Consider the following 16,236-nt stretch of genomic DNA (forward strand, 5'->3'; position numbering starts at 1 on the left):
CGGTCAGGCGCGCGGAGCCGTCGCCTTCGCGCCCGTGTACGCGACGTCGTGCTCCCAGCGCGACCGCGGCTGGGTGTGCAGCCGCCAGTAGTGCTCCGCGATGAGGTCCGGGTCGAAGTCCGTGCCGGGCGCCACCGCCCCGTCGACCGTCACCGTCGCGACGTGCACACCGCCGGGCCCGTACTCCAGGTCCAGCAGTCGCGCCAGCGTGCGCACCCCGGCCTTGCCCAGCGAGAGGCTGACGTACGCCGGCTTCGGCTCGGGCATGCCGCCGGTGAGGAGGAACGAGCCGCCGCCGCGCCGGGCCATCGCCGGCGCCAGGTGCGCGGCCGCGGTCAGCGCGCCGCCGACGTTGACGGCCCAGGCGTCCAGCAGGGCGCTCTGGGCCAGCTCGCCGAGCGCGTCGGCGCGGACGAGCGCCGCGTTGTAGACGACGGCGTCGGGCACCCCGAACCTGCCGGTCGCGGCATCGAGCGCGGAGCGCAGCACCGCCTCGTCGGCGACGTCGGCGACCAGCGGCAGCACCCCGGACCCCGGCGCAGCGCCGGTACCCGCGGCGGCGACCCCCTCGGCGACATGCGCGAGCGTGCGCTCGGAACGCGCCACCAGCGCGACGGGCAGGCCCTCCCGGGCGAACCGGCGGGCGACCGCGGCGCCGATCCCGGGTCCGGCGCCGATGACCACCGCTCCTGCCATGACCTCTCCTTCCTCTCCCCGCGGATGATCCGCGGCTCCGGCGACGTTAAGGGGTGCCACCGGTGTGAAGGTCAAGAGAGAGGACGGGGACGGCATGCGGATCGGCGAGCTGGCCCATCGTTCCGGCGTGAGCCGGCGACTGCTGCGCTACTACGAGGAGCAGGGGCTGCTGCACCCCGTCCGGCTGCCCAACGGCTACCGCGAGTACACCGACGGCGACGTCGACGCCGTGCGGCACATCCGCGTGCTGCTCGACGCGGGCCTGCGCACCGGGGTCATCGCGGGGATCCTGGACTGCGTCGCCGGCGACGGCACCCCGTACCGCCTGACGACGACCGGCTGCCCCGGCGTGGTGGCCCGGCTGAGCCGGGAGCATGCCAGGATCACCGCCGACATCGACCGCCTCGCCCGGTCCCGGGGACTGCTCGCCGGCCTGCTGGACACCGCCGCGCCGGACGCCGCCACGCCGAAGGACGCCGTACCCGACGCCGACGTGCCGGACGGCTCGCGCCCCCGGGCGATGTGACCCGGAGCGCTGCCGGCGTCAGCGCGGCGCCGGGCGGCCGCTGGCTGCCTCGTACCAGGCGAGCGAGCCGCTGATGCGGGTGGCCAGGGCCGTCTCGCGGCGGCGCGTGGCGCCGTCGAGGGCCTCGCGCAGGTTGGCGATCTCCGCGTCCAGCCGGCCGATCCAGCGCTGGCGCGCGTGGCCCGCGCGCTCCGCCTCCGCGCACTCCGCGAGCCGGACGTAGTAGTCGTCGCGGCGCCGCAGCACCTCCGCCGTCTCACCGGCCTCCTCCAGCCGCTCCCAGGCGTACGCGGCGACCGTCTCCAGCAGCCGGAAGCGCTCCCCGTCCCGGGAGACCAGCGACCGGTCGACCAGCCGCGCCAGCAGCCCCGGCACCTCCTCGGCCGTCAGCCCCGCGGGCGGCGCCTGCTCGCCGCCGGCCTCGATGGACACCCCGCCGTCCGGGCCCGCGCCGGTGTCCGCGCACACGTAGATCGCCCCGCTCAGCGTGCAGCCCGCGCCGTGCACCGCCAGCCGCCGCAGCGCCGCGCGCTCCCGGTCGTCCAGCAGCCGCCAGCTCCACTCCAGGGCCGCCCGCAGGGTGCGCTGCCGCTCCGGCAGGCCGCGCGGTCCTTCGTCCAGGAGCCGGAAGCGGTCGTCGAGCCCGGCGGCCAGGCCCCGTACGCCCAGGCCGCGGACGCGGGAGGCGGCCAGCTCCAGCGCCAGCGGGATGCCGTCGAGCCGGCGGCACACCTCGGCGACCTCCGCCGCGTTCCCGGCGCCGAGCGCGAAGCCCGGCGCGGACGCGGCGGCACGGTCGGCGAAGAGCCGCACCGCGTCCGCCTCGGCGAGCGGCGCCACCGCCCGTACCACCTCGCCCGCGACGCCCAGCGGCTCCCGGCCTGTGGCCAGCACCCGCAGGCCCGGCGCCGCGCGCAGCAGCCGGTCGGCGAGCTTGGCCGCCTGCTCGACGACGTGCTCCGCGTTGTCGAGCAGCAGCACCGCGGGGGCGTCGCCCAGCGCCGCGGCGATCCGGTCCTCGTCGGGCACCCCGAACGCCGTCGCCACCACGTCGGCGACGCTCCCGCCACCGGCGCCCGCCAGTTCCGCGACATAGCCCGGCTCGGGGCGCTCGCCCAGCACGGCGAGCGCCAGCCGGGTCTTGCCCACGCCGCCGGGCCCGGTGAGCGTCACCAGCCGCTCCCCGCCGAGCAGCGGCCCGAGTTCCGCCAGCTCCGCCGCCCGGCCGACCAGCGGCGTCAGCGGCACGGGCAGCCGCGGCGGGCGCAGCCGCGGCGCCGCGGGCCGCGCGGCGGCCAGCGCCTCGTCGCCCGCCAGGATCCGCTGCTGCAACCCGGCCAGCTCCGGCCCCGGGTCGAGCCCCGCCTCCTCGCGCAGCCGCACCCGCAGCGCGCGGTAGGCGGCCAGCGCCTCGCTCTGCCGGCCGGAGCCGTACAGCGCCCGCATCAGCAGCCCGGTCAGCCGCTCGCGCACCGGATGGGCGCCCACCAGGTCCGTCAACTCGGCCACCAGCGGCCCGTGTTCGCCCAGCTCCAGCCGGGCCCGCGCCAGCTCCTCCAGTGCGGTCAGCCGCTGCTCCTCCAGCCGTGCGGCGGTGGCGCGGGCGAAGGGCGCGTCCTCGTACGGGCTGAAGGCGGGCCCGCGCCACAGCGCCAGCGCCTCGGTGAGCAGGTCGGCGGCGCGCGCGGGACCCGGCGCCGTACGGGCCCGCCGGACCAGCTCCGCGAAGTCCCCGGCGTCGGTGGCGGCCTGAAGCACGTACCCCGAGGGGCCCGAGGCGACCAGTTCGCGTCCGCCCGGCTCGGCGTCGCCCAGCGCCCGGCGCAACTGGGAGACCTTCGCCCGGAGCGCGCCCGTCGGCTTCCCCGGCGGATGGGCGTCCCACAGGTCGTCGACCAGTCGCCACGGCGGCACCGGCCGCCCCTCGCGGGCGAGCAGCGCGGCCAGCAGCACGCGTACCTTCAGCTCCGGGACCCGCACCGGCCGTCCGTCGTCGGTCCAGACCCGCACGGGACCGAGCACTCCGAAGCGCATGACACCACCATAAGCAAACCCGAACACCGTGCGGCGACCGTGAACCCATGACCACGACCACCGCCACGAAGGCCGGGCCCCGGGCATGGCTCGGCCTGAGCGTCCTCGCCCTGCCCATGCTGCTCGCCTCGGTCGACAACAGCGTGCTCTACCTCGCGCTGCCGCATCTGACCGCGGATCTGGAGCCGTCCCCCACCCAAGTCCTGTGGATCATGGACGTCTACGGGTTCATGATGGCCGGCTTCCTCATCACCATGGGCACCCTCGGCGACCGGATCGGCCGGCGCCGGCTGCTCACCATCGGCGCGGCGGCCTTCGGCGCCGCGTCGGTGCTCACCGCGTACGCGGTGAGCGCGGAGATGCTCATCGCCGCCCGCATCCTCCTCGGCATCTCGGCCTCCGCGCTCGCGCCCTCGGCGCTGGCCCTGGTCGGCACCATGTTCACCGACGCGCGCCAGCGCGCCCTGGCCATCGGCGTGTTCACCGCCTGCTTCATGGGCGGCGCGGCGCTCGGCCCGGTCGTCGGCGGGGTGATGCTGGAGAACTTCTGGTGGGGCTCGGTCTTCCTGCTCGGCCTGCCGGTGGCGCTGCTGCTGGTGCTCACGGCCAGGCCGCTGCTGCCGGAGTCGGGCGGCGAGGGGGGCGAGGGCGGCGGGCGGCTCGACCCGGCGAGCGTCGGGCTGTCGCTGCTGGCGGTCATCCCGCTCGTGTACGGGCTGAAGGAGCTGGCCGACGAGCCGGACGCGCGGGCGGCCCTGGCCATCGCCGCCGGGCTCGCCTTCGGCTACGCCTTCGCCCGCCGCCAGCTCCGGCTGGCCGAACCGCTGCTCGACCTGCGGCTCTTCCGCAACCGCTCGTTCTCCGCGGCGCTGGTGGTGCTGCTGTTCACGATGCTCGTACAGGGCGGCAGCTACTTCTTCTTCAGCCAGCACCTCCAGTTGATCGAGGGCTTCTCGCCGCTGAAGGCCGGGTTCTGGATGGCGCCGCCCGCGCTGGCGCTGGTCGCCGGTTCCCTGCTGGCGCCGGTGATGGCGCGGACGGTGCGGCCCGCGGTCGTGGTCGGCGCGGGCCTGGCGTTCTCCGCGGCCGGGTTCCTCTCCGTCGCCGTCAGCGACGACCTCGTACCGCTGGTGATCGGGTTCACGGTGGGCTTCCTCGGCGCCGCGCCGGTCGGCGCGCTGGGGCTGAACCTCATCGTGGGCAGCGCGCCCCGGGAGAAGGCCGGCTCCGCCTCGGCCACCGCGGAGAGCAGCGGCGAGATGGGCATCTCGCTGGGCATCGCCGTCTTCGGCAGCCTCGGCGCGGCCGTCTACACCGCCGGGTTCGACGGTCCGGCGGGGGCGCCGGAGCGGGCGGGGGAGTCCCTCGCCGACGCCGAGGCAGCGGCCGCCGAGTTGCCCGGGCGCCTCCGCGGCGAACTGCTCGACGCCGCCCACGCGGCCTTCGGCTCCGGGATGACCGCCGTCGCCGTGGCCGCCGCCCTGGTCTGCGCGGGCCTCGCGGTGCTGGCCGCCGTGCTGCTGCGGCACCTCCGCCCGATCGGCACGGAGGACGACGGCGGCTGAGCCGCAGGGCCGGGGAGAGGGCCGCGGGTCAGGACTGCGGATCGGGGCTCGGGGTCAGGGCTGCGTCGCCGCGCGCTCGGCGGCGCTGCGCAGGACGCAGAACTCGTTGCCCTCCGGATCGGCGAGGACGGCCCAGCCGGTGCCGTCCGGGTTGCGGTGGTCGGCGACGAAGGACGCGCCGAGGCCGAGCAGCCGCTCGACCTCCTCCTCGCGCCCCGTCTCCGGGCGCAGGCACAGATGGATCCGGTTCTTGCCGGTCTTCCGCTCCGGCACCTGGTTGAAGTGCAGCACCGGCCCCTCGGGCAGGAGCACCTGCGTCTCCGGCGAGCCCGGTCCGTCCTCCGGATGGACCGGGCTGCCGGTCACCTTGCTCCAGAAGAGCGACAGCCCGTAGGCGTCGGCACAGTCGATCGCGATGTTCTGCACCACCGAGGTCATGGACGCACCCTGCCTCAGCACCCCGCGCGCCGCCACCGTATTACGCCCCGGCGGCCCGCCGCCGTCAGGCGGACTCCGCCGCGGCCAGCAACTGGTCCTCCGTGGTCCCGCGGCGCCAGTAGCCGGAGAACGTCACCGCCCTGCGGTCGAAGCCCCGTTCGCGCACCAGATGGCGGCGCACCGCCCTGACCGTCGCCGACTCCCCGGCGACCCAGGCGTACGGCGCGCCCCCGGGCAGCTCCGCGGCCCGTACGGCCTCCGCCACCGGCGCGTCCTCGCCGCGTACGAGCCAGGTCACCTGCGCGTCCGCCGCGGTCGCCGGCTCCAGGCGGTCGCCGGCGTCGGCGACCTCGATCCAGGCGCGTACGGGCAGCTCCGCGGGGAGCGCCGCGAAGATGCCGGCGACCGCGGGCAGCGCGGTCTCGTCGGCGGTGACCAGCAGCCAGTCGGTGCCGGCCGGCGGGCGGAAGTCGTACGCCACGTTCTCCGCGACGATCGGGGCCAGCACACTGAGCCGGTCGCCGGGCGCGGCGTGCAGCGCCCAGCGGGATCCCGGGCCGGTCTCGCCGTGCACGGCGAAGTCGACCACGAGCCGGTCGGGGTCGCGGGTGAGGCTGCGCGTCGTGTACGTGCGCATGATGCCGCGCACCGCGGGGTCGAGCGCCTGCCAGGCCGGGTACCAGTTGCCGCCGTCGTCGTCCGGCATCACCGGCGCGTCCTGGCCGGGGTGCGGGAAGAAGAGCTTGATGCGCTGGTCGCGGCCCGCGGACTCCATTGAGGCCAGCGCGGGGCCCGCGAACGCGACCCGGATCATGGTGGGCGACAGGCGCTCGACGCCGGCCACGACGATGTCGAAGAAACGGAACGGGGCGACGGTCGCGGTGCTCACCCGACCACCTGCTTCGCGTCGCGCAGGGCGTCGGCCAGCGTCTCCATGAGCGGCGCGTGGCCGGCATAGCTGTGGTGCGCCTCGCTCTGCCACCCGATCACCTGCCCGGCGGCGACCGCGGGCAGCCGGCGCCAGGTCGGCTTGGACTCCGCGAGCTGGTCCGGCTGGAGGTTGCCGGTGCGCCGGTCGACCATGACGACGTCGGCGCGGTACCGGTCGACGGTCTCCCAGCTCGACTCCTCCCAGAAGCCGCGCTCGCCGGGGTTGTCCAGGGCGACGAACTCGACGCCGAGTTCCTCGTAGTAGCGCAGGTCGCCGAAGTCCCGGGCGACGGCGGCGTAGAGCATCTCGGGGCTTGCGGAGACGGCGAGGACCTTCAGCCCGCGGCGGTCCTCCGCGGTCTTGGCCAGCGTCTGCGACGCCTGCTCGAAGCGGGACTTGGCGCGCACGACCTTCTCGGCCCCCAGATCGGCGCCGAGCGCCGCGGCCAGCTCCGCGTAACGCTCGATGGCGGTCTTGAGGGAGGTGCCGGAGGTGCGGATGCCGACGGCGGGGGCGAGGGAGGTGATCTCCTCGGTGCTCTCCTCCGGCACGTACCAGAGCACCGGCGGCTCCTGCATGTTGGTGACCAGCAGCTCCGGGCGGAGCGAGGCGTACTTCTCGACGTTGAACTGGCCGTAGGTGTTGCCGAGGACGGTCAGTGCGCCGACGTCGAGGTCGCCGGCCTGGAGGTCGCGGTCGCCGTCGGGCGTCGTGGTGGGGCCGAAGACGCCGGTGCACTCGATGCCGAAGTCGTGCAGCGCGGCGGCCGCCGCGACGTAGCCGACGATGCGCTCGGGCGTGCGGTCCGCCTTCGCGACCTCACCGCGGTCGTCCTTGAAGCGCCAAGTCCCGCCCGCGCCACCGGAGTCCGATCCGCCGGAGCCGGAGTCGCCGCCGCAGGCGGCGAGCGCGGCGCCGAGGCCGAGCGCCCCGCCGGCGGCGAGCAGGCCGCGGCGGGTGGGGTGGGCGACGTCGGGGCGTGGCCGGAAGCGGCTGTCGCGTATCAACATGAAGGTTAGGCTAACCTAACTGTCACGGGCCGGGGGAGCGGCCCGGCCCGTGACGGTCGCCCGGCCCCCACTCCGGACGTACCCGCGGCCCGACTGCCCGGCGGACGGCGGCGGTTCAGCGCGGTGTCTCCGGCTCGCGCAGCGGCCCCAGGAGCAGCAGCCCCACCGCCGGCAGGGCGATCAGCTGGCTGAGCGCCGCGGTGAACGACGTCGCGTCCGCGAGCACGCCGATGGCCGGGCTCGCCAGCCCGCCCGCGCTCACGGCGAGACCCAGCGTGACGCCGCCCGCGGTGCCGACGTGCCGGGGCAGGTAGTCCTGGCCGAGCGTGATGTGCAGCGAGAACGGCACGTACAGCCCGGCGGAGGTGAGGGCCACGAAGACGTAGACCGCGGGCCCCGGCACGAACACCACCCCGGCGACCGCGGGGCAGGACAGCGCGTACGACCACCGCACCACCGGCAGCCGCCCGAACCGCGAGGCCAGCCGCCCGCCCGCCACCGTGCCCACCGCGCCGCCCAGATAGAGCACGAGCAGCGCCGCCGTGCCCGCCGCCGTACCGCCCGCCGTGCGCCCGGACACGTACAGCGAGACGAATGCGCTCAGCCCCACGAACACCACGGAACGGCACACCACCGCCCCGGTCAGCCGCGCGAACGAGGCCCAGTCGTCCCGGCCCGCGGGTACGCCCGCCGGGCGGGTGCCGTCCGCCGGCCGCTCCGGCGCGTACGGCCGCAGCCCGCGCAGCGCCGCGGCGCACAGCGCCGCCCCCGCCAGCGCCGGGAACACCAGCAGCGGTGACGCCCGCAGCCCGCCGGCCGCGGCGACGGCGGCCACCAGCGGGGGAGCGGTGGCGAAGCCGAGGTTGCCGCCGAGGGAGAACCAGCCCATCGCCGTGTGGCTGCCCGCGCTCGCCCGCCGCGCCACCCGGGCGGCCTCCGGGTGGTACGCGGCCACCCCGACGCCCGACAGCGCGACCACCGCGAGCGTCACGGCGTACGAGCCGGAGACCCCGGCCAGCGCCACCCCCGTGCCGGCCGCCAGCGTGCTCACCGGCAGCAGCCACGGCAGCGGCCGCCGGTCGGTGAAGACCCCGAACAGCGGCTGCACCACCGACGACAGCAGCGAAGCCGCCAGCACGACACCGGAGGCCGCGGCGTACGAGTACGCCCGCTCGGCGACGAAGAACGGCACCAGCGCCGCCACCGCCCCCTGGTACACGTCGACGCAGGCGTGGCCCACGGAGAGCAGGGTCAGCGGCCGGAAGCGGGCGGCGCGGGGCTCGGGCATCCCCCGATCGTCACCGAGTCGCCCCTGGCGAACTTCCGATAAAGTGCCAATCGATGCCGGATATCCGCCACACCCCCGAGGCGCCCACCCGGGCCACGACGCTGGCCGCGGGCGCGCGCATCGACGCGCACCGGCACGACGACCACCAACTCGTCTACGCCGGCGCCGGGGTGCTCGCCGTCACCACCGACGCGGGCACCTGGTTCGCGCCCGGCACCCGCGCGCTGTGGGTGCCCGCGGGCTGCGTCCACGCCCACCGGGCGTACGGCCACCTCGACCTGCACCTCGTGGGCGTGCCCGCCGCCACCGACCCCCTCGGGCTCGACGCGCCCTGCGTCCTGGCCGTCAGCCCGCTGCTGCGCGAGCTGATCCTCGCCTGCACCCGCGAACCGCACGACGAGACGGACGAGCGGCAGCGGCTGCACACCGTCCTGCTGGACCGACTGCGCGCCGCCGCCGCGGCAGGCGCCGCCGGGCAGCCGGTGCCGCTGCCCGCACCCGCGGACCCGCGGCTCGCCGCCGTCTGCGACCTGCTGTACGCCGACCCCGCCGACCAGCGCACGCTGGCCGTCCTGGGCCGGGCCGCCGGCGCGGGGGAGTGGACGCTCAGCCGCCTCTTCCGCCGCGAGACGGGGATGACGTTCCCGCAGTGGCGCACGCAGGTGCGCCTCTACCACGCGCTGCGGCTGCTCGCCGACGACGTACCGGTGACGACGGTCGCGCACCGCTGCGGCTGGTCCTCGGCGAGCGCCTTCATCGACGTCTACCGCCGCGCCTACGGCACCACCCCGGGCAGCAGCCGCCGGGGGTGAGCCGGCCCGCGGCCGGTCAGGTGCCGGACAGCTTCCCGATCTCGGCGACCACGTACTCCGTGTGCGGACGCACCGCGGCCCTCAGCTCCCCGGTCCAGCTCTCCTCCGCGTACCGGCTGCCGAGGTACAACTCCCGCGCGTGCTCCAGCACCGGCCGGTGCTCCGGCGGCAGCCGGTCCAGCGCCCACGCAGCGGCGGCGTCCTTGGGGCGGATCTCCCCGGTGGCCAGCGTGCTCCAGATCCGCGCCAGGGTGAGCAGCACGTTGCGGGTGTCGTCGTCCGCCTCGGCCAGCAGCTCCGGGATGCCGGCCGTCGCGGCCCGGGCCACGTCCTCGTACGGCACGGGATCCAGCAGCCGCGCGGGCGGCGGTCCCGCGAGCGCGTGGTCGCCGGCCCGCGTCATCGTGAGCACGATCGCCAGGTCCGGCATGGGCTCCGGCCGCGGCGGCCCGCCCGTCTCGAACTCCTCGCGCAGCCACTCCCCGTAGAGGAAGTCGCCGGTCGGCGGGTAGCGCCACGGCCGGATCCCGGACTCCACGACCACCGTCAGCTCCACCGGGCGCAGCCCGCCGGTGAAGCCGGACACCCGCAGCAGCCCGTCGAGGAGCGCCCGCCGCTCGCCGTCGGTGAGCGAGCGGCGGGCGACGACGAGGACGTCCAGGTCGCTGGCGGGGCGCAGCCCGCCGAGGACGGCGGAGCCGTGCAGGTAGGCGCCGGCGACCTCGGGGCCCAGCACGTCGTCGACCAGTGTCATGACCTTGCGCACCTGATCTGCCATCGGACCAGTGTCGGTCATGCGCGGCCGGCGCCGTGCCTCAGGTGATCTCGATGCTGTCGAGCTCGGCGTAGTACGTGCCGCGGGCGAGGCGGACGGTGTTCCAGCCCGCGTCGAGCCGCACCCGCTGGTCGACCGTGGCCCACTTCTCCCAGCCGGTGAACGGGTAGTCCACCCTTCCGGCCGCCTTGCCGCCGACCGTGAGAAGGTGCGACGACGTCACGGGGGCGGAGCCGGCCAGGGAGCCGTTGGCGTAGCGGACGGAGAGGGTGCGGTGGCCGGCGGCGGGGGCGAAGACGGAGAACTCCACGTAGCTGTTCGCGTAGTCGATGTGCCCGACGGCACCGCCGTCGTGCGCGCCGGCGGCGTCGCGGATCCGCGCGTTGTTCACGACGGCGTTCTCCGCCTGGTACAGGACCTTGCTCCCCTCCACCACCGGGCGGCCGCCCGCCCAGCCGATACCGGTCGCGTACATCGCGCGCCGCGAGCGGTCCGCGCTCCAGCCGTGGAAGAGGATCCGGTCGCGCCCGTCCGGGCCGGTGACGACGTCCTGGCCGCCGGGGCCGCGCACGGCGCCGCCGAAGGTGTCCGTGCTCAGCAGCGGATCCGCCACCTTGGTGTACGGGCCGGTGAGGCGGTCGGCGACGGCATAGCCCGTCTTGTAGCGGTTGCCGTCGTAGAAGGAGGCGGAGTACAGCAGGACGTACCTGCCGTTGCGCTTGACGAGCGTCGGCGCCTCGATGACGTTGCCCTCCCAGGCGCGGTCCTGGCGGATGAGCGGCGTGGGCCGGCCCCTGACGACGGTGCCGTCCGCGTTCATGGGCTGGACGTACAGCCAGGTGTCCGTGCTGCAGCAGTTGCCGTCGTTCTTCCAGAGCATGTAGCGCTGCCCGCCCTCGGTGTAGCTGGAGGCGTCGATGGCGCCGCCCTGGCGCTCGGGGCAGACCAGCGGGCCGCGGCCGGCGGGCTCGAAGGGCCCTTCCGGGGTGGCGGCCAGGGCGACGCCGATGCACTGCTTGTCGCTGGCGCGGTCGCGCGCCGTGTAGTGCATGGTGAACCCGGCGCCGTTGTCGAAGACTTCGGGCGCCCAGACCAGCCCCTGGTCCGGCGCCGCCCAGTCGCCGAGCCGGGGCAGCACGTCGTCGGCGTCCAGCGACCAGGAGGCGAGGTCGGTGGAGGTGGCGTGCTGGATGTTCTTGCCGGCGCCGTTGGTGGCGTAGGCGTGGTACGTGCCGCCTGCCCTGACGATGTCGGGGTCGGGGAAGTTCACGTCGAGCACCGGCGGTCCGGGGGCGGCGGCGGGTGCGGGACCGGGCTCGGCGGAGGGCTCGGCGGCGGACGAGCCGGGGGCCGCGAAGGCGGCGAGGGCGGCGAGCACCGCCGCGGCGACGGTGACGGCTCTGAAGGGGCGCGGGGACACGGAAGCTCCTTCCGGTAGCGGACTCCGGGCGGCCGGCCGCGGGGCCGGCCGCCCGGTGAGGCGAGCTGCGCGCGCTATTACATCGTTGTAATCGCCTGACACGGTAAGGAGCCGCACCTGAGGTGTCAACGACCCCCGCGGGGACGGGTGCTGCCGGGGCGGCGGCCCGTCGCACACCGCCGCCCCGCCCTACTGAATGGTTTCAATCGCGCCTCACGCCGCGGGCGCCGCCGCGGTCACGGCTTCCCGGTGAAGGTCCACGAACCGTGCGGCACCCGGTACACCGCGAAGCCGGGCTCGGTCCGTACGAACTCCGCGCCCTCCGGCTCCCGTACGTCCCCGCGCGACCCACTCGGCACGTGCACCTCCGCCGTCGACCCCACCGGGACCCGCACCGCCAGCCGCACCGTCCGGTCGATCCGCGACCACGACACGGCCGCCGGACCGCGCACCGTGTGCAGCTCCGTACGCGCCCAGTCGACCCCGGTGCGCGCGTCCGGGCGCACGGAGAACGTGCGGTAGCCGGCGTCGCCCGGCCGCAGCCCGGCCACGTTCTCGTACAGCCACTGCACCACCGTGCCCTGGAAGTAGTGGTCCCGCGAGCGCGAGTCGAGCTGCCACATCTCCCACATGGTGTCGGCGCCGTTGTCGAACCAGTAGCCCCAGCTCGGGTACGTGCGCTGGGTCGCGATGGCGTGCGCGACGTCGGCGTGCCCCTCGGCGGTCAGCGCGCGCAGTAGCACGCTGGTGCCCAGCGCACCGGTGTTGAGGTGGTTGCCGCGTTCTTCGATGTCGGCGAGGAGCGACGCGGTGACGCTCGCCCGCGCTCCGGCCGGCACCAGGCCGAAGGCCAGCGGTATGCAGTTGTTCGTCTGCCGGTAGTCCGGGTCCTTCGCCGTGCGGTAGTGGCCCTCCGGCGCCAGGAACGCCGCGTTCAGCGCCTCCTTGAGGCCGTCGGCGGCGGCCAGGTACCGGTCCCGGGTGCCGGACTCGCCCGCCAGGTCCGCCATCGCGGCGGTGTCGGTGAGCGCGCGGTGCAGATACGAGGTGGCGGTGAGCCGGGTGTCCTCCGGCGGGTTGCCGCCGTAGCCGGGCGGCAGGTAGTCGCCGAGCGCGGTGACCGCCAGGCCGTCCACCAGCCGGTCCAGCTCCCAGTCCAGGTAGCGCGTGAGCGCCGGCAGATGGTCGCGCACGACGCGCTCGTCGCCGTACACGCGGTACATCTCCCGGATCAGGAACGGATAGACCGTCGTCCACTCCGGCGAGGGGCCGAGGTCGCCGTAGCCCCAGCCGCCGCTGGGCACGATCACCGGCAACTGGCCCGCGGCGTTCTGGCTGTCGCGGATGTCGTCGAGCCACTTGCCGAGCATCCGCTGCATGCCCAGCGCGTACATCATCACGGGCGCGCCCACCTGCGCGTCGCCGGTCCAGCCGTTCTTCTCGTACATCGGGGTGTCGGTGGGGATGCCGTGCAGGTTGTTCTGCACGGTGCGGCGCATGGCGCGTTCCAACTGCTCGTAGAACGGCTCCGAGCAGCCGAAGGTCCCGGTGTCGGCGACCGGCGTGTGCACGACCCGGCCGAGGACGTCGCCGGGCCCGGGCTTGGCGGGCAGCCCGCTGATCTGCACGTAACGGAAGCCCTTGTACGAGAACTTGGGCTCCCACACCTCCGCGGACCCGCCGCCCGCGCAGACGTACTCGTCGGTCTGGAAGCGGCCCGGCACGTGCCCGGTCTCGGCGTGCACGCTGCCGTCGGCCTTCAGCTTCTCGCCGTGCACGAGCCGCACGACGGTGCCCGCCGGGGCCCGTACCGACAGCCGCGACCAGCCGGCCAGGGTGCGGCCCATGTCGACGATCCAGGTGTCGCCGTGGGCGGTGACGGCGACCGGCCGGACGGTGTCGATGACCTGGATCGCGTCGTGGGGCTGGGCGCGCAGGGTCCCCTTGGGCGGGTCCTGGCGGGCGGGGCGCGCCCAGCCGGAGTCGTCGAAGCCGGGCCGGGTCCAGCCCGCCGGGTGCTTGCGGGCGTCGTAGGTCTCGCCGGCGTAGAGGCAGTCGGAGCGGGTGGGGCCCTCGGTGATGCGCCAACTGCCGTCGGTGGCCACGGTGGTACGGGCGCCGCCCGGGTGCTCGATCTCCAACTGGGCCAGCAGCCGGGGCTCGCCGTGCCACGGCGGGGTGTGCCAGTTCCAGACGTTGGGCGTCGTCATGCCGAAGAAGCCGCGGCCCAGGGTGACGCCGATGGCGTTGGCCCCGCGCGTGACGAGGTCGGTGACGTCGTGGACGGCGTAGAGCACGGTCTCGTCGTAGTCGGTGAAGCCCGGGTCGAGGACCTGGCGGCCGACGCGGCGGCCGTTGATCTCGGCGTCGTAGTAGGCGAGCCCGCTGAGGTACAGCCGGGCGCGCAACACCGGCCGGCCGACGCTGAACTCGCGGCGCAGCAGCGGCGCGGGCCGCACCTCGGCGGGCACCGCCGCGCCGCTGCCCCAGGGGCCCTGGCCGTAGGGCGCGAGCACCGTCGCCGCCGCCCACGCGCCGTCGTCGAAGCCGGGCTGCTGCCAGCCGTCCTGCTCCTGATCCGCGCACCGCCAGCCAGGCCCGGTGACCAACTCGGTGACGTCGTCGCCGCGGTGCACCATGAGGCGTACGAGCAGCCCGCCCGGGTTGACCGAGGCGCCGCCGCGGTTGGTGGCCCGTACGGCGACGACCACCCGGCCGTCCGCGGCGCGGACCGCGTCGGTGACGTCGGCCTGCCGGCCGGTGCGCCAGCCGTCCGTCTGCTGCGGGGCGTGCAGCACCTGGGTGCCGTCGAGGAAGAGGGTGAAGTCGTCGTCGGCGGTCGCCACGATCCGGGCCGCCGACACCTCGGCACCGGCGGGCAGTTCGAGCGCGGCGCGGAACCAGACCGGTCCCGCGGGAGCGTTCTGGGGGGTGGCGCCGGGCGCCCAGATCCACGACGCCCCGGCGAAGCCGGGCGGCGCGGGCGCGGCGTCGGCGCCGATCCAGTGGCCCTGCCAGTCGCCGTCCGCCAGCGCGGTCTCCCACCAGCTCCATCTGCTCCAGGCGGACGGCCGGCCCCGGCCGTCCCAGACCCGCACCTGCCAGTGGTAGCGGGTACGGGTCCCGAGTGCGGGCCCGGCGTAGGCGACGCCGACGGTCTGCGCCGAGGCGACCCGGCCCGAGTCCCACACCAGGGGAGCGTCGCCCTCGGTGTCCGGCGCCACCCGGACCTGGTACGCGCTCTGCCGCGCGCCGCTGCCCGGCGCGGACAGCTCCCAGCTCAGCCGGGGTGCGGCGATGTCGGTGCCGAGGAGGGAGGGCGCGTACTCGACGGTGGTGCGCTCGACGCGCAGCCCCTCCTCGCCGCCGTCCTCGTCGCCGCCCCGACCGGCCGCGGCGGCGGGGACGGCGCCCTGGCCGAGGCCGATGACGCCGGCTGTCGCGCCGGCGGCGGCGGAGGTGCGCAGAAAGGCCCGCCGGTTCCATGCACTTCCGTTGTTCGTCTCGCGCTCGTGGCTCATCGCACGTCCCTTGGTTGAGGATGGCGTGTCCGATCTATTGAAACGTTTCAATCGGACTCTCCGAAAAGCCTAGATCGACGGGTCGCGCAGCTCAAGGGTCGTGCAGCGAAAGGCGGCAGGCGGCATCCCCGCCGCGACCGGGGCGGCGGGGACGGATCCCGGTTGTGTGGAGGCGTCGGGGCTCTGTGGGGGCCGAGGTGACGGGCGCGCGCCTCCCCGGGGCTGCCGGTCCGGCCCGGGGTCCCCGGCGCCGTCGATTCAGCGCTCGCTGATCGGATGTATGCGTATCGCATATACTTCCGGCATGGAATCCCACCTCGAAGAAGCGATCAACGAGTGGCACGCGAGCGTCAACGCCGGTGACCTGCAACGGTCCGCGGGGGCGGTCGGCGATCCGGTCGTTGTCCTGGGCCCGAAAGGGGCGGGGCCGATCACGCCTGCGCAGTTCGCGGAGTGGGTGGAGCGTTCGGGGATCAAGCTGGTCCCCCGGTCCTGGCACCCGGTCGGCGAGCGTCTGATGGTGGTCGAGCAGGACGCCACCTGGCCCAAGAGCACGCAGGTCACCCGGGTGGCGACAGTCTTCCGCGCTGCCGGCGGGAAGATCACGGCTGCGCTGAGGCTGCCGGACCTCAAGGCTGCGCTCGAACTGGCGTACATCTGCCGCGAGATGGCGGCAACCGAATGACGGAGCGAGGTCCGGGACAGGTCCTGTTCCATTTCGTCCGGTACTGGTCACGCCGACCCGTCGCGGCTGACATGGTCGGCGAGCAGGGGCGACTCGTGGTGGTCTGCGAGGCGGTCCATGCCCTCGCCCTGCGCGGCATCCCGGCAACGGTGAACGCGGTCGCGCACGAGATCGGGATCGACCAGAGCGGTGCTTCACGGTTGATCAAGAGCGTCGCAGCCGCCGGCTACCTGACGATGACGGCGTCCGCGGCCGACGGCCGGCGGCGTGAGGCATCGCTCACACCGGCGGGCCGGTCCATGCTCGAGCAGGCGCATCGCTGGCAGGAGGACGTCTTCGCTGAGCTGACCACAGGCTGGAGCGACGAGAAGCGCCGCGGCTTCCAGCAGGCGATGACCGACCTGATGGAGCGTTCCCCAGCGATGGACGCATGAGCCCCGCCGATCGGCTCGGGCACCGGGGAGCCGGCGAGCTGACACCGCGCCCGCGCCGCGGTCGGCCGCGCCGGGCCGCCGCCGCACCGTACCGCCGGACC

14 protein-coding genes are annotated in these 16,236 nt (G+C 75.2%); 5 read left to right on the top strand and 9 right to left on the bottom strand.

The window, feature by feature from the left end; genetic code table 11:
- Window positions 1-3: 3 nt before the first annotated feature.
- Window positions 4-696 (bottom strand): SDR family NAD(P)-dependent oxidoreductase, encoded by a 693-nt coding sequence (locus tag DMB38_RS35575; protein ID WP_240662646.1) that lies wholly within the window; start codon window positions 694-696, stop codon window positions 4-6.
- Window positions 697-790: 94 nt separating this feature from the next.
- Here DMB38_RS35575 and DMB38_RS35580 point away from each other — a divergent pair, with 94 nt between their 5' ends.
- Window positions 791-1,222 carry a MerR family transcriptional regulator gene (locus DMB38_RS35580; RefSeq protein ID WP_125939486.1) on the top strand — a complete coding sequence of 144 codons (432 nt, stop codon included), beginning with the start codon at window positions 791-793 and terminating at the stop codon, window positions 1,220-1,222.
- Window positions 1,223-1,240: 18 nt separating this feature from the next.
- On the opposite strand, the gene DMB38_RS35585 is transcribed toward DMB38_RS35580, so the two are convergent.
- Complete coding sequence (locus tag DMB38_RS35585) at window positions 1,241-3,256, bottom strand: BTAD domain-containing putative transcriptional regulator (protein ID WP_125938650.1); 2,016 nt, start codon at window positions 3,254-3,256, stop codon at window positions 1,241-1,243.
- A 47-nt stretch (window positions 3,257-3,303) separates the two neighbouring features.
- On the opposite strand from DMB38_RS35585, the gene DMB38_RS35590 reads away from it, so the two are divergent.
- Window positions 3,304-4,821, top strand: a complete 1,518-nt coding sequence (locus tag DMB38_RS35590; RefSeq protein ID WP_125938651.1) for an MFS transporter — start codon at window positions 3,304-3,306, stop codon at window positions 4,819-4,821.
- 54 nt (window positions 4,822-4,875) lie between these two features.
- Here the strand turns inward: DMB38_RS35590 and DMB38_RS35595 are convergent, their stop codons facing one another.
- From DMB38_RS35595 to DMB38_RS35610, 4 genes are all read right to left on the bottom strand, one after another.
- The gene (locus tag DMB38_RS35595; RefSeq protein ID WP_125938652.1) at window positions 4,876-5,259 is read right to left on the bottom strand and encodes a VOC family protein; all 384 of its coding nucleotides are present in this window, start codon (window positions 5,257-5,259) and stop codon (window positions 4,876-4,878) included.
- Window positions 5,260-5,323: 64 nt separating this feature from the next.
- Window positions 5,324-6,148: a siderophore-interacting protein gene (locus DMB38_RS35600; RefSeq protein ID WP_125938653.1), complete on the bottom strand. Its 825-nt coding sequence runs from the start codon at window positions 6,146-6,148 to the stop codon at window positions 5,324-5,326.
- On the bottom strand, window positions 6,145-7,200 hold the full coding sequence (locus DMB38_RS35605) for an ABC transporter substrate-binding protein (RefSeq protein WP_125938654.1): 1,056 nt from the start codon (window positions 7,198-7,200) through the stop codon (window positions 6,145-6,147). Before DMB38_RS35605 ends, DMB38_RS35600 begins: the two co-directional genes overlap by 4 nt.
- A 115-nt stretch (window positions 7,201-7,315) precedes the next feature.
- Window positions 7,316-8,488, bottom strand: a complete 1,173-nt coding sequence (locus DMB38_RS35610; RefSeq protein WP_125938655.1) for an MFS transporter — start codon at window positions 8,486-8,488, stop codon at window positions 7,316-7,318.
- Window positions 8,489-8,541: 53 nt separating this feature from the next.
- Here DMB38_RS35610 and DMB38_RS35615 point away from each other — a divergent pair, with 53 nt between their 5' ends.
- Window positions 8,542-9,300: a helix-turn-helix transcriptional regulator gene (locus tag DMB38_RS35615; RefSeq protein ID WP_125938656.1), complete on the top strand. Its 759-nt coding sequence runs from the start codon at window positions 8,542-8,544 to the stop codon at window positions 9,298-9,300.
- A 16-nt stretch (window positions 9,301-9,316) separates the two neighbouring features.
- Here the strand turns inward: DMB38_RS35615 and DMB38_RS35620 are convergent, their stop codons facing one another.
- The 3 genes from DMB38_RS35620 to DMB38_RS35630 all read right to left on the bottom strand — a co-directional run bounded on the left by DMB38_RS35620 (window position 9,317) and on the right by DMB38_RS35630 (window position 15,016).
- A complete protein-coding gene (locus DMB38_RS35620; protein WP_125938657.1) occupies window positions 9,317-10,078 on the bottom strand; it encodes an aminoglycoside adenylyltransferase family protein in 762 nt (253 codons plus the stop codon).
- A gap of 37 nt (window positions 10,079-10,115) precedes the next feature.
- The gene (locus tag DMB38_RS35625) at window positions 10,116-11,495 is read right to left on the bottom strand and encodes a family 43 glycosylhydrolase (RefSeq protein ID WP_240662647.1); all 1,380 of its coding nucleotides are present in this window, start codon (window positions 11,493-11,495) and stop codon (window positions 10,116-10,118) included.
- 236 nt (window positions 11,496-11,731) lie between these two features.
- Window positions 11,732-15,016, bottom strand: coding sequence for a family 78 glycoside hydrolase catalytic domain (locus tag DMB38_RS35630; protein WP_125938658.1), 3,285 nt, complete (start codon window positions 15,014-15,016; stop codon window positions 11,732-11,734).
- A 304-nt stretch (window positions 15,017-15,320) separates the two neighbouring features.
- Between DMB38_RS35630 and DMB38_RS35635 the strand changes: the two genes are divergently transcribed.
- Both DMB38_RS35635 and DMB38_RS35640 read left to right on the top strand, forming a co-directional pair.
- Window positions 15,321-15,701, top strand: coding sequence for a hypothetical protein (locus DMB38_RS35635; protein ID WP_125938659.1), 381 nt, complete (start codon window positions 15,321-15,323; stop codon window positions 15,699-15,701).
- A gap of 71 nt (window positions 15,702-15,772) precedes the next feature.
- Entirely contained in the window at window positions 15,773-16,135 is a 363-nt protein-coding gene (locus tag DMB38_RS35640) for a MarR family winged helix-turn-helix transcriptional regulator (RefSeq protein WP_240662648.1), read from the top strand.
- Window positions 16,136-16,236: the final 101 nt, after the last annotated feature.

The sequence above is a fragment of the Streptomyces sp. WAC 06738 genome (genome assembly GCF_003945505.1).
Classification (GTDB): domain Bacteria; phylum Actinomycetota; class Actinomycetes; order Streptomycetales; family Streptomycetaceae; genus Streptomyces.

Coding starts and splice junctions, on each gene's coding strand:
- DMB38_RS35585 (WP_125938650.1), bottom strand. CDS start 3,256: ATGCGCTTCGGAGTGCTCGGTCCCGTGCGGGTCTGGACCGACGACGGA.
- DMB38_RS35580 (WP_125939486.1), top strand. CDS start 791: ATGCGGATCGGCGAGCTGGCCCATCGTTCCGGCGTGAGCCGGCGACTG.
- DMB38_RS35635 (WP_125938659.1), top strand. CDS start 15,321: ATGGAATCCCACCTCGAAGAAGCGATCAACGAGTGGCACGCGAGCGTC.
- DMB38_RS35640 (WP_240662648.1), top strand. CDS start 15,773: ATGGTCGGCGAGCAGGGGCGACTCGTGGTGGTCTGCGAGGCGGTCCAT.
- DMB38_RS35620 (WP_125938657.1), bottom strand. CDS start 10,078: ATGGCAGATCAGGTGCGCAAGGTCATGACACTGGTCGACGACGTGCTG.
- DMB38_RS35615 (WP_125938656.1), top strand. CDS start 8,542: ATGCCGGATATCCGCCACACCCCCGAGGCGCCCACCCGGGCCACGACG.
- DMB38_RS35605 (WP_125938654.1), bottom strand. CDS start 7,200: ATGTTGATACGCGACAGCCGCTTCCGGCCACGCCCCGACGTCGCCCAC.
- DMB38_RS35630 (WP_125938658.1), bottom strand. CDS start 15,016: ATGAGCCACGAGCGCGAGACGAACAACGGAAGTGCATGGAACCGGCGG.
- DMB38_RS35575 (WP_240662646.1), bottom strand. CDS start 696: ATGGCAGGAGCGGTGGTCATCGGCGCCGGACCCGGGATCGGCGCCGCG.
- DMB38_RS35590 (WP_125938651.1), top strand. CDS start 3,304: ATGACCACGACCACCGCCACGAAGGCCGGGCCCCGGGCATGGCTCGGC.
- DMB38_RS35610 (WP_125938655.1), bottom strand. CDS start 8,488: ATGCCCGAGCCCCGCGCCGCCCGCTTCCGGCCGCTGACCCTGCTCTCC.
- DMB38_RS35595 (WP_125938652.1), bottom strand. CDS start 5,259: ATGACCTCGGTGGTGCAGAACATCGCGATCGACTGTGCCGACGCCTAC.